Origin of the sequence: Lacrimispora amygdalina (assembly GCF_003432035.1) — a bacterium.
Classification (GTDB): domain Bacteria; phylum Bacillota; class Clostridia; order Lachnospirales; family Lachnospiraceae; genus Lacrimispora; species Lacrimispora amygdalina.
Window position 1 is genome coordinate 32,816 of record NZ_QOHO01000086.1, and the last position, 12,361, is coordinate 45,176.

General features: G+C 36.6%; 12 protein-coding genes. All 12 read right to left on the minus strand.

Annotation, left to right across the window (positions count from 1 at the left end; genetic code table 11):
• Positions 1-54 precede the first annotated feature (54 nt).
• Complete coding sequence (locus tag DS742_RS23610; protein WP_242996720.1) at positions 55-1,734, minus strand: CD1107 family mobile element protein; 1,680 nt, start codon at positions 1,732-1,734, stop codon at positions 55-57.
• Positions 1,718-1,969, minus strand: a complete 252-nt coding sequence (locus tag DS742_RS23615; RefSeq protein ID WP_117419411.1) for a conjugal transfer protein — start codon at positions 1,967-1,969, stop codon at positions 1,718-1,720. Before DS742_RS23615 ends, DS742_RS23610 begins: the two co-directional genes overlap by 17 nt.
• 12 nt (positions 1,970-1,981) lie before the next feature.
• A complete protein-coding gene (locus DS742_RS23620) occupies positions 1,982-4,552 on the minus strand; it encodes a C40 family peptidase (protein WP_117419412.1) in 2,571 nt (856 codons plus the stop codon).
• A gap of 4 nt (positions 4,553-4,556) precedes the next feature.
• A complete protein-coding gene (locus DS742_RS23625) occupies positions 4,557-6,968 on the minus strand; it encodes a VirB4-like conjugal transfer ATPase, CD1110 family (RefSeq protein WP_341457690.1) in 2,412 nt (803 codons plus the stop codon).
• Entirely contained in the window at positions 6,862-7,287 is a 426-nt protein-coding gene (locus tag DS742_RS23630; protein ID WP_242996717.1) for a PrgI family protein, read from the minus strand. The genes DS742_RS23625 and DS742_RS23630 overlap by 107 nt, the downstream gene beginning before the upstream one ends.
• Before the next feature lie 3 nt (positions 7,288-7,290).
• Positions 7,291-7,551, minus strand: coding sequence for a hypothetical protein (locus DS742_RS23635; protein ID WP_117419414.1), 261 nt, complete (start codon positions 7,549-7,551; stop codon positions 7,291-7,293).
• Between the two features lie 13 nt (positions 7,552-7,564).
• The gene (locus DS742_RS23640) at positions 7,565-8,428 is read right to left on the minus strand and encodes a VirB6/TrbL-like conjugal transfer protein, CD1112 family (RefSeq protein WP_117419415.1); all 864 of its coding nucleotides are present in this window, start codon (positions 8,426-8,428) and stop codon (positions 7,565-7,567) included.
• An 11-nt stretch (positions 8,429-8,439) separates the two neighbouring features.
• Positions 8,440-8,655, minus strand: coding sequence for a Maff2 family mobile element protein (locus tag DS742_RS23645; RefSeq protein WP_117419416.1), 216 nt, complete (start codon positions 8,653-8,655; stop codon positions 8,440-8,442).
• A 1-nt stretch (position 8,656) separates the two neighbouring features.
• Positions 8,657-8,974 (minus strand): single-stranded DNA-binding protein, encoded by a 318-nt coding sequence (locus tag DS742_RS23650; protein ID WP_117419417.1) that lies wholly within the window; start codon positions 8,972-8,974, stop codon positions 8,657-8,659.
• A gap of 283 nt (positions 8,975-9,257) precedes the next feature.
• Positions 9,258-10,643: a YecA family protein gene (locus tag DS742_RS29615; RefSeq protein ID WP_242996718.1), complete on the minus strand. Its 1,386-nt coding sequence runs from the start codon at positions 10,641-10,643 to the stop codon at positions 9,258-9,260.
• 37 nt (positions 10,644-10,680) lie between these two features.
• Positions 10,681-11,049, minus strand: coding sequence for a DUF2513 domain-containing protein (locus tag DS742_RS23660; RefSeq protein WP_117419418.1), 369 nt, complete (start codon positions 11,047-11,049; stop codon positions 10,681-10,683).
• Positions 11,050-11,106: 57 nt separating this feature from the next.
• Positions 11,107-12,361, minus strand: a 1,255-nt coding sequence (locus tag DS742_RS23665; protein WP_117419420.1) for a VirD4-like conjugal transfer protein, CD1115 family, incomplete at its 5' end; no start/stop codon positions are given.

Sequence of the window (12,361 nt, forward strand, 5' to 3'; positions counted from 1 at the left end):
TTTACTCTCTCGCTCTGCATTTTGCACCAAATATTATATTATTTTTGGTGCATTTTATTCTTCATCTTCAGAAGCTTCACTTTCCTCGTACTCCTCGGCTTCCGAGAAAAAATCGTCATCTTCTTCAAGATTTTCAAGTTCCTCTTTCTCTTTCTTCTTTACAACCTTGAAATAATATCCGCCACCTAAAGCACCTGCTACTACAAGAGCCAAAAGGATATATGTGCCTAAATCACTCTTTTCTTCTTTTTTCTCAGGCTTTACTTCTTCCTTTACAGGCTCTTCTTTTGTAATCTCCTGTTTCGGTGTTTCTTTCTTTTCAACCATATTTAGAAGATCGTCTTCAGATACTTCCGTTAAAAGCATGACATTCTCACTATCCTCATCGTGGTTGATGATTAAATGAAAGGTCTTACCATTTTTCGTCTGAAATGTAATGAACTGCCTTGCATCTGCTGAATAAATATCTCTTTGAGTGCCATCTCCAGTATGGTGAATTGGATATGCTCCGTTTCCATTGTCTACATTTTCTGTAACAGACCCTCTAGCCTGTGATGGTGGTGTTGCTACCCCTTTATTGGTATTAGTCGCTTGATTGTTTGAGTTATTGGTCTCGTCTCCATTTGGATTCTTAGGCGATAACTTATTTGGATATCTTGTTATAGGCTCTTCTTTTTGCTCTATAACTGTCCCTTCATTTGGATTTTTGATGACTGGTGCACTTGTGCTTGGTTTTGCTACAGACGTCATTGGTGTTTGCTGCACATATTGAGGAATTACAGTTTGTGTTGATGTTTTTGCTTGTGTGCTGCTCAAGTTTTTAAGCTGACTTTCAAGACTGGTAATCTTTTCATTTAGCTTTTTCATTTCATCTTTGGCTTGATCTTGTTCAATTAAGTCTAGGTTCTTTTGAGTGAAATTATCAGTCAGCTCTTTCTTTAAAGCTTCTAGTTCTTTTTCAAGCTTCTTAATGAGGTCTTCTTGACTCTTAGTCAGCTTGTCTTTGTCTTTTAGCTCGTAGTTTAGTTCAAATAATTCTCTTTCTAGCTTTCTTGCTTCATCTTCAAGCCTTTTCATTTCCCTTTGATCGGCTTGTGTATTTGTATTGTTTGTTGATTGCTGATTTTGAGGAGTTTTCTCTGACACATAATCTACTACACGAATGACAAAGTCATCTTTTCCTTGGACTTGATAGAAGACAAAGTCATCGACAAATTCCATATCCCTTGGAAGTAGTTCAAAGTCCTTTGCTCCTAAAATATATCCCTTTTCAAATTCTTTGACATACTCTTTGAAGAAACTTCCATTTTCAAACATATAGATGATTTTGACTTGAAACTTTTGAATTTCAGACTCTACTGGAGTTTCTTCTTTCTTAATAAGCTCTACTTTTCTGATGATAAGGTCATCTGTGCCTAAAACCTCATAGCCTGTAAAGTCATCTAAAAATCTCATATCTTCAGAGAGGACTTCAAGGTCTGCTTCTTGCACCATATAGCCCTTGTCAAATTCTTTGGTGTATACCTTGTAGATATTCCCATCTTCAAATACATACTGAATTTTAACATGTACTTTCTCCGTTGTGATTTCAATATTTCCCCCTGTCGTTGTATCCACCTCTCCTTGTGCAAAGGCAATTTGTTTGTCGATTAGAATTGCTCCAACTATTGAAACTAACACAAGGGATAATATGACGAGTAGTATGATTTTCTTTTCCTTATTTTTCATTTTCATAGTTTTCACTAGCTTTCTCCTTTTCTATTTTTACTTTTTTATTCTCTTTATCTTTATTGACCTTGTTCATCAAATCTTCGATGGTTATATTGTTTTTCCTACAAATCACGATGATTTCTTGGTCTTCCAATTCTTTTTCTTGCATAAATAAAGGCTCTAATTCCTCATCGATTAGAGCCTTTTTGAATAAGAGTTTTTGTATTTTATTTTTTACTTGATTTAGTTCTTTTCCCATAAGGTCTCCTTTCTAATTTGGTCTACCAAAGCCATAGAAGTGGTCTTGCCAATATTTTGTATTGATAGAAGTATACTGAATTGGATCTCCAGCATGTAGCATCATGCCATTACCTGCATAAATACCTACGTGAGAGATTGGTGTGCCACTGTTGTAAGTGTTCTTGAAGAAGATAATATCTCCTGCCTGTGCCACACTTGGACTGATTGGTGTACAGTAGTTCTTGTAAATTCCCCAAGCTGTTGTCCTTGGCATATTTGCAACTCCAGACTTTGTAAAAGACCAACAAACAAAAGATGAGCAGTCAAAGTTTGACGGTCCATTCGCTCCAAATACATATCTTTTTCCTATGTGTTTCTCTGCTTCTTGAAATAATTGTTGGATAGTAGCATCATCAAAGGCAATGCCAGGATTGCCAAAGTTTGGATTGTTGACGATTTCAGATAAATCTCCACTTCCGCTACCAAAGAAGTCTCCCATATTCCCCTGTGAAGCAAGTAGGGCTTCATAATGTAGAATGTTGTCGGGATAAGAAGCAAAGACTTCCCGAACGACTTCGTCCATCTCCCTTTTAGTAAGGGTTACAATCAGTTTCTTATATTCATAGGGAACTTCATAGCTTCCTGTTTGGGTATTGCCATCTCCATCAGTATAAGTGTAATACTCAGTCCGATACCTGATTTCAATTTCTGTGTCATAGGTCAGTTCATACATTTGGTCAAATAGGTCTTCTAAGATACTTTCCACCTGTGAAACATCCTCTATCTGTCCACACCTTGAAGTGATATAGGCGAGGAGTTCATGGGTTTCGTGTCCAATCGTCCCACCCATATTGATGATGTATTCGTCATAGCCAGGGTAGTTTTCTTCTACACTGTCGATTTCGTCTTGAAGTTCCTGTTCCATGCTTGAAAACTGTTGATTGACATCGGATAAAGTGTTTTCGTTGGATAGGTAGGTGGTGGTAAGCACGCTATTGACCCCATTTAGCATTCCTGTGGCTGACATAGAGGAGAAGTTAATGACAAAAGTACCCAAGATTAGGATAGCAATAATGATTAGAACAGCTCCTTTGGCTCTACGAATGATCACTTGCTTAGCTGATGTAATGGTATTAAGGATTCCTTGCTTTAGTCTGTCTACCACCCTTGTTTCATTTTGCTTGTAGATAGCCGACTTCATTTGCTTTTTCTTTTGCAACTTCTTCATGGCACTTGACTTTTTGTATTTTTCCGTCTTTTTCAGATCATTTACTTGTCTTTTAAACTCTAATTTGGACTTTTTCTGCCTTGCCTTGAAGTCATTTTGTGAAAAGGCATAAGACTTTTGGTGTTTCCTCTTTCCATTGTAATTTTTGACTCCATGGATAAGCTTTGAACTGGCATCAGCTACCTTTTCTCCAGCTTCTACCCCTTGGTTTTCATTGCTTCCTTGAGAGAGATAATCTCTTATTGTTTCACTTCCTTTTGCCACTCCCCCTAAGACAGACACTTTCCCAATCTCTTTTTTTAGCTTGGACTTTTGCTCGGTGTTAATCATGTTCTTTTTCTGTCTGTCTTTGACGGTTTCCTTGCCATTACTTGTCGTAGAAGCTACTTCGGTATTTTCAGGCAAAGAGTCTTTCTTTCTGGTAAAGAGTTTGTCTGAGTAATTTTTTCTCTTAAGAAGCTGTTTTTGTTTAGGTTTTGCTTTCTTTTCAAAGGCTTTATCTTTTTCTAACCCATCTACGTCATAGGTAGACTCGAAGTAGTCGCTATCACGAAAGTCATTGTCATACCTGTCGATAATACCATCATTATCTAGGTCTTGAGAGAGTGGATCATAGACTGTTTCTTGGGATAAAATGATGCCTTCATTTTCTCTGATTCTTTCAGCTACTTTTCTTTGAAAGTCCTTTTTCTTTTCTATCTCTTCTTGGCTTAAACTAGGCTCTTCAGCTTTGAGATATTCTTTTTCTTGTGGTTTTGCAAAGGTCTTTTTCTTTCTCTTGCTCGACTTAATAGGCTTTGAAACAGTTTCATCAGCTTGTATAAGCTCTATAACTTCAACTTGCCTATGACTTTGAATCTGAGTATTTGCTATTGGAACATGTTCCGTTAATTTCCCATAATCTTCATTGACCTGGTCTACAATATTTTCTTTATTAAAACCGTCATCATCAACTATTTCTTCAGACAAATTTTCTTGCATAAAATCCTGTAAAGCCTTTGACTTATCCTTTTTCTTTATGTCTATCTTATTGGATAATCTGTCTTCTACAAAACTTTCCTTTGTTTCTTGTGGTTGGATAACTTGTGTATTCCCATCTACGTCTTTGACTTCAATGGCTTCCTTGACCTTTGGACTTTGAGAAGACTTTCTTTTCTCTAAGGGCGTTTCTTGAATAGTAGCATCCCTTTTACTTGTCTTTTCAAGTACCTTATCTTGAAACCTCTCACTATCCCTAATGATTTTTGCCTTGTAGTCATCTGAATGTTTGATCCTTTTAAAATCATCTCCAGTGATTTTATCTGAATTACCTTGGTGATGTTCTTGATTTAGCTTGATCTTTTCATGTAGTTCTCGCTTTCGTTTTTTACTCATAGACCTACCTCACTTCTTCAGGTTTAGTCGTCATTTTTTGATAGAGAATGGTATCCTTCGGGAACTTATCTACAAAGGGAACGATGGTATTGCCAAAGAAGACCAGTCCCTCTCCAGCATTGGAGTTGGTTACATATCTTAATTGTGGTGGAGAAATCTTCAGTTTAGTCGCAAGAATATCCCTATCACCTGTCGCCTGATTGAGCATCAAGACAAAATCTGTGTTGTCAAAGATATTTTCTATTTCTTTACTAGCAAGCAAGTCTTTCACATTTTGGGTTATCCCTGTCGGTATCCCTCCCCATTTTCTAAAACGCTTCCAAATCTCGACAGAATACTGGGAAGTCTGTTCGTCTTTTAAAAGCAAGTGAAACTCATCTATATAGTATCTAGTGGACTTGCTTCCCCTATTTTGAGACACCTTGTTCCATACCTGGTCTTGGATGACTAGCATACCGATTTTCTTAAGTTGTGTTCCAAGCTCCTTGATGTCAAAGCATAATAACTGCTTGTTCAAATTCACATTGGATTGATGATTAAAGACATTGAGCGACCCTGATACATAAATTTCCATCTCCGTTGCGAGTTTTTTACCAACTTTCTCCTCTTGGTTTTTGAGCATATCGTAAAGGTCTTGAAGGATTGGCATATTTTCAGGTTTTGGATCTTCAAAATACTTTTCATAGATTTTAGGAAGACACCTGTCTATGACAGACTTTTCTTCAGCCGTTAGTCCACTACCACCTACAACAAGTTCAAGCATAGACATAATGAAGTTTGCCTTGTCTTTGAGTGGTGCATCTCCATCTCCATAATTCATATTGATATCTAATGGATTCAGATAGTCCTTGCTCTTAGCTGAGACTTTGACTACTTCTCCATTAAACTGACGGACGAGGTTACCGTATTCTCCCTCTGGATCGCAGATTATGACATCATCATCTGTGACCAAAATTGCATTTGCCATTTCCCTTTTTGCAGAGAAAGACTTGCCAGAACCAGGTGTCCCAAGAATGAGTCCGTTAGGGTTCTTTAGCTTCTTCCTATCTGCCATAATCAGATTATGACTCAGTGCATTTAAGCCATAGTAGAGACTATTGCTTGAATTAATGAAGAGTTCCTCTGTCGTAAAAGGCATAAAGACTGCCGTAGAAGAAGAGGTAAGCCCTCTGTCTATCTCCACTTTGTTAACTCCTAGAGGTAGAACTGAAATAAATCCCTGTTCCTGTGCATGGTCTAGTCTTTTAATTTGACAGTTATGCTTACTTGCGATGGAAGATATCTGAGCAATGGTGTTATCTAGTTTTTGAATAGTTTTAGCAAAGTTCATAAAGACAATGGATATCACAAACATTCTTTCATCACGACTTTGTAAGTCTCTTAAAAGTAGCTTAATGTCATCTCCATAGGTGTTGATATCACTGGGAATGATATCCATATCATAACCTGCTCTTACTGCCTTTTTCTGTTCCTCTATCTTCATTTTGTCTATATCTGTATTCTTTCGTTTGACCATCTTGATTGCTTCTGTCTGCTCAACTGCCTTGATATGAAACGAGATATTGATGTTGTCATCTATGTCTAAAAACTCTGCAAGCATTCTGTCTGAAAGCTCGCTTGCAAGGATTTGAAGATGACTGACAGCTCCGATAAATTTCCCGAACTTAAAGTATTTGCTTGGGATAAAGTTAAAGCTATCCGGTGTTATTACCGTCTTTGTGCTTTCCCTTGGCTTTAAGTCTTTGTAGGAAAAAGAAAAGAGCTTATCGGGATTTAATATATCGTGTAAGACTTTCAGTCTTTCTTCTCCCGTTAAGCCCTCGGCTCTAACTCCCATATTTTTTAGATTTGACAAAATATCAAGTTCCAGTCTTTCAAGTTTGACAGTAGCCTGTTCTAAATTATCCGCTTCTACGCCAAAGGTGATATACTTTGATTTTTTAAGTCCGTTATTACCCTTTGCAAGCTGACTTTTAAGCATTTCACGAAACTCAAGGCGAATATCGTCATATCCGTCATTTTTATCAGGAATTTGAATAGCAGCCTTCAGTTCATTGTTTCTTCCAAGCTGATTAATATATGAAAACTCAATATCAACACTCGGATCAAATGAATTTAAGACATTGGCAAACTGATTAAAGATAAGGTCTTTGTCTTCTTCTAATGCAAGCTGATAGTTAATATCCTGAAAGGCAATGCACTTATTAAAGTGCTTTTCGTCAAGCTGACAAATACCGCTTTTTAGCATTCTAAGATACGGAATAGTGTCTTCAACCGTAAATCTTTTTGCTTCCTTTTTTAGGATAAGATCAAGAAAAGATTTCTTTTTCTTTCCCTTTCCCGTTTTGTCGCTTCTTAAATTTTTCTTGTTTTGTGCCAAGATTTTTTGATTTTTTTCTAAGCTTATCTGCTGTATTTTTCTTTTCTTGTTCAAGGTAAACCTCCTTTCTCACTCTCTTACCGGGATGATAAAATTTGTGCAGATAGATGTACTTAAAGTATTTTTCAAATGTCAGTCCGTCCTTTTCAAACAGCGTTATAAAAAAGATTGGCAAGGTCGCTACAATCAGGAAAATAACCGCTATATCGTTCGGCACAAACTTTCTCATAAAAAGATAAGTAGGAATGCCTACAAGTGCTGCTACCGAAAATCCGATAAGCTGTCTTCTTGTTAAATTGAAAGCCACCTTTGTCTTAACTTTCTTTAAATCTTTTGGGATTGGTACATACGCCATAGCTTACCTCCCACAGTTTCTGATATTTTCTATTTCCTCAAAATGCTCATAGACAGTGCCGATTTCATCTCTTATCTCTTCAAGCTCCTCTGCCACTATTTTGCTGTGGCGATTTAGAAAGTCATTTTCCATGCTTTGAAACATTTTGATGTCGGAAATTTCTCTTTTAATCTTCTTTCTGAACCTCTTTTCGGAAATAGCAGCCGTTACCATTCCAATAAGTGAAACTGCTGCAATACCGTACATACAAATATTTTTTCTCATATATTTTCCCTCCTTAATGTGCATTCATCACGCTTTTAGCAAGTGTTCCGCTCTTTAGAAGCATTAAACCGAGCAGCACTGAATAGCCAAGTACGGAAAAGATGCTTGCGTGAATATCTGTAATTTCTATCGTTTTTATTAGAACAGCGTATATGCCGAAGCAAACCATTAAAAACAGTCCCTGTAATCCAAGTGCGAACAAACCTCTTATATAGTTATTTCCGATTTGCCCCCACTCCTTATTTCCCATTGTGGCAAAGGGTATTGCGGAAACCGATGCGTAAATATATATCTCAAACATTCTTCCGTAAACTACAAGCATAATGACGATTGAAACCGCCTGTATCGCCAGTTTTACCATTGATGTTTCAAGAAGTATGCCGAGCAGTTCTCCTAAGCCTTTTTCTTTTAATCCATCTACCATTGCCACGATTTCATCTCCGGTAACAACAGCAGAAGTGTTAATCACTCCTGCTGCCTTGTTCACCAGATTTTGTGCGACATCAAATACCGCCATCGAAAAATCAAAGGCGTGAGACACAAGCCAGACGGCTACCCACATCTTGATGATGTATTTAAAGAACTCAAAAGTGTCCGTGTCGTGCATATTGTTCTTTTGCATAACCATATTGATAAGTTCAATGCAAAGCACTGCCGTAATAATCAGCCCTGCAATCGGAATAATCACAGAGTCGTTTATGCTTTTGATAAAGCTAAATACTTCCGAGTTCCAGCTCATAGGCGTTTGTCCCACATCCGTTGCCATCTTTCCGACTTGATTGTTGATGTCAAGGAACATATCTTCCAAGTTTGCCTGGATTCCGCCGAGTAGAAGGTCTTTGAAAAACTCTTCTATCTTGTCGAAAATTCCAAACATAGGCTATCTCCTTAATTTAAGACATTTGCAAGAAGTGGGATAAGTTTAAGCCCGATAAGGACAATGCCTCCGCCCGCCATCAACTGCTTGATACCCTGAGACTTCGCTCCAGGATTGTCGTTACCATAACCTTCCATCAGATTGATAACACCCCATGCTCCAAGACCTGCACCTACCGCCATTACCAGCGTTTTTAATACATCTACTCCTGCTGTGAAAAATTCCATATTAGTTTTCCTCCTTATTTTCTTGTTTTTCAATCTTGTTCATTGATCTAACGATAAAGTTCTTGTAGGTTTTATCCTCTTTGACTCTCTCTTTGAAGTAGCCAAAAATGTGGATAAAGTCGCCTTTGTTGAAGTCTTTTGCGACTTCCGCCTTTGCTCCGTAAGCAGAGCAGTTGATATACTCCTTGTCTTTGCCGTACTTCTTGACAAGCGTGAAGTTGGCAACCTCAACGGTTTCTCCGTCTTTCTCAAATGAGCTGAACTTTGGCTCAGCCACAAGGTTTGCGTTGATGTTGAGTAATTCTTGCTTTGTTTCCATATTTTCTTGTTCTCCTTTTTCTTTTGGGCATAAAAATAGAGAGTGCTAAGACTCTCTTCATGGCTTTCGTTATTTAATCTCCGTTTTTTAAGTGGGACTTCTTATCCTATTCATATCTCCTCCTCGAATTTTGGGCAATAAAAAAGCGAATAAGATTTTTTTCTTAATCGCTCGTGTGAGTGCATTTGATTTTAGGCACTATTAAATACACATTAAAAATTATTTTTTAGCATAAACGACACAGCATTTATTATTTTCTATAAGCACTACGCTTTTGGAAACTTTATTTTTTTCCGCAACATTTCTTGTACTTCAAACCACTACCACATGGACATTTTTCGTTTCTAGATATCTTTTTTGCAGACATATTATTAGCTGCCATATTACATTCTCTTAAGAGTTTGTTTTGTTCGTTTATTGATAACTCATTAAAATCAGGAGCACTTGAACCTATCACTCTAGCCGGACCAGTACTAGTAATGATATATCCAGGATCTCCCTCAACTTCAATAAGAGAAAATTTACTTCCGCATCCTTTACAATAAATATTTGTTAAATCATGAGGTGGTTTCCAATGATTAGTGATTCCACACATACATGTTAAATCAATTACTTCTTGTGAACCTATAAGACCTTGCCTTATAAAAAAATAATATTGATTATTTCTTGTTTTCAAATCTGTAGTTATCTTTGAAACGATAGAGGATATTGAATTTTGAAATTTCCCAAAAACACTAGGCTCTAATGATTTTTTTAATGAAGCCATAACAGATGGCAAGTATGTTTTCACAAAGAAGTTTGTTGCCGTTTCTAAAATTTCATATTTTAATTCGCTAAAATTTTCTGTACTTGGAAGATATGGACTAATATCATCACTAAAAATTACTTCTGGAGCATCTGAAGCTGTAAAAAAGGTTGAAACATATCCAATATGTGTGAACTCAGATGAAAATGCGAACAAGTTTTTGATTTCTTCTTTAAAATCAGTATCTAATGACAAATTTAAACTATCAAATAAAAAATCAACTTTTTCACCAAAGCTTTTCTTGTCACACTTTGTAATGGAAGATTCTTGTCCTCTAACCCGCTTATTATATTCAAGATTTCCAAATTCTGTTAAAGAGTTTTGAATAGCTGAATTAAAAAGGGCTTGTCTAATAGATTTTGTTGCATACCTATCAAAGCTGTATAAGGATGTAAGAACTTGAAAGTTCATTTCTTTTGCATCTAAAAGCACAAGTTGATAAGCATCTGCTACTAAAGAATCTATAAACTGGCGTGTTGATGTTACTAGGTTGTTATAGTCAATAAAATCCTTTTTTAATTTTCCTACAGTTTCAACTGTTATTCCAACTCTATCATCAGGTTGAGAATAATATGCAAATTTCTTTATTATATTAATGTCATTAAGCAAAATTCGGGGAATAATTGTTCTGAAATAATAAAATCCCTTGGAATCATCTTTAAAATCATCGGAAACATAACTATCATTTTTATATGCTACATCTAACTGATTATATATATCCAACAAAGAACTCGATCCCCAAAGTAAAAGACTATTTACATACTTAATATTATTGCAAAGAACTTCATAATTATTTAAAGCGGCGGTAGATTTTCTTTCAGATAGATTATCTGCAATACTTTTTAAAACATCTATTTCGTTCATAAATCCTCCTTGCCAATAGATTTTAATATTATTTTTTCTATATCATAGATTGTAGAGTAGCAGTAATCACTCCTGTTGCAACAGTTTTTATAACATCTAAAGTCATTGGAAGTGCCTTATTTTTAATAATGTCCTTAACCTTATTCCAAGTTGTATCTTCTCTAATCTTATCCAAAAAATCATGTCCATCCCAAGTTAAAGAGCTTACACCAAATGAATATATTTCGTTATCAGCATATTGTGCCTTATAATCAGAAATTAAACCCGCCTCGTATAGAAGATTAGAATGGTAGGCTACTTGGTTTCGTGTATACCCCTCGATTTCAAGATTGTATATTGCCGTTGAATCATACAATTCTTCAATTTTAAACAAGATTTTTCTGCATAAATCCATATCTCTTTTCATAAAAAATCCTCCCGTTATTTAGCCACTTTCTCAATCATATTATACAACCGTTCAATGTTAAATGCTCTTAATTCTAATAATATCTGTTTGACTTCTCAGCTTTACCTGTCCTCGCCTTTTAAGATAGTCCTCAACATCAAACAAATTCTTCTTGTCATAATCCTCTAAAAGCTTGTAATTCTTATGTTTGGTGATATCGAACTTGTCGGAGAGAAAAGGTCTTACGCCTCTAAGTTGAAATATACATTTTCCGCCGTCCATAACCGTTATCTCGTCTTGGCTCATAAGGTCTTTCCCGGTTTTTTGATAATTTAGTCCAAAAGACTTCTGATTTGACCTCGTTTCCGATGTGTTATATAGGTCTATTGTTTCCTTTCCAAGCGTTTCAGAGAGTTCTTTAAGCGTTGTTTTCTCCTTGCCGCCTAAGAATAGGGTAGAGTCGCAGTTTCCGATAATTGTATCGGCGTGATCCTTGTAAATAGCCTTTAGCTGAGATTGAGCTTGTAAGATAATGCTTGCAGAAATCTCCCTTGACCTTATTGTTGCAATCAGTTTTTCAAACTTCGGAATTAAGCCGATATTTGCAAACTCATCAAGCAAGCACCTTACATGGACTGGAAGCCTACCGCCATACACATCATCTGCCTTGTCGCATAAGAGGTTAAAGAGCTGAGAGTACATAATTGACACAACAAAGTTAAAGGTGTCGTCCGTATCGGAGATAATGACAAATAGTGCTGTCTTTCTATCTCCGAGTGTATCAAGCTCTAATTCGTCCTCACTCATAAGCTCTCTAAGTTCCTCAATGTCGAATGGAGCGAGCCTTGCACCGCACGAAATCAATATACTCTTAGCTGTTTTGCCCGCCGCAAGCTTGTATTTCTTGTATTGCTTTACTGCAAAGTGGGCGGGATGTCGTCTTTCCAATGCTTCAAAGAGTCTGTCAATGGGATTCATGTATGTTTCGTCATCTTCTCTGACTTCTGAAGCATCAATCATATCAAGGAGCGTTTTGAAGTTTTTTTCTTCCTTCGGAGCTTCGTAAAATATATACCCGATTAGTGCCGTGTAATATAATTTTTCTGCTTTAACCCAAAAATCTTCGCCCGCTTTTTCTCCTTCACCCTTAGTGTTGGCGATAATGGTCTGTACCAGTTTCAATATGTCTTTTTCGCTTTTCAGATAGGCAAAGGGATTGTATTTCATACTTTTCTTGAAGTTTATGGTATTTAGAATCTTTATATCGTAACCGCTATCTTCAAGCATTTTCCCGCACTCCAACACGAGAGTTCCTTTCGGAAGCGTTTCGTCA

Excerpts from the sequence above, each read along its gene's own strand:
- DS742_RS23610 (WP_242996720.1), bottom strand. The coding sequence starts at position 1,734 with ATGAAAATGAAAAATAAGGAAAAGAAAATCATACTACTCGTCATATTA.
- DS742_RS23615 (WP_117419411.1), bottom strand. The coding sequence starts at position 1,969 with ATGGGAAAAGAACTAAATCAAGTAAAAAATAAAATACAAAAACTCTTA.
- DS742_RS23620 (WP_117419412.1), bottom strand. The coding sequence starts at position 4,552 with ATGAGTAAAAAACGAAAGCGAGAACTACATGAAAAGATCAAGCTAAAT.
- DS742_RS23630 (WP_242996717.1), bottom strand. The coding sequence starts at position 7,287 with ATGGCGTATGTACCAATCCCAAAAGATTTAAAGAAAGTTAAGACAAAG.
- DS742_RS23635 (WP_117419414.1), bottom strand. The coding sequence starts at position 7,551 with ATGAGAAAAAATATTTGTATGTACGGTATTGCAGCAGTTTCACTTATT.
- DS742_RS23640 (WP_117419415.1), bottom strand. The coding sequence starts at position 8,428 with ATGTTTGGAATTTTCGACAAGATAGAAGAGTTTTTCAAAGACCTTCTA.
- DS742_RS23645 (WP_117419416.1), bottom strand. The coding sequence starts at position 8,655 with ATGGAATTTTTCACAGCAGGAGTAGATGTATTAAAAACGCTGGTAATG.
- DS742_RS23650 (WP_117419417.1), bottom strand. The coding sequence starts at position 8,974 with ATGGAAACAAAGCAAGAATTACTCAACATCAACGCAAACCTTGTGGCT.
- DS742_RS29615 (WP_242996718.1), bottom strand. The coding sequence starts at position 10,643 with ATGAACGAAATAGATGTTTTAAAAAGTATTGCAGATAATCTATCTGAA.
- DS742_RS23660 (WP_117419418.1), bottom strand. The coding sequence starts at position 11,049 with ATGAAAAGAGATATGGATTTATGCAGAAAAATCTTGTTTAAAATTGAA.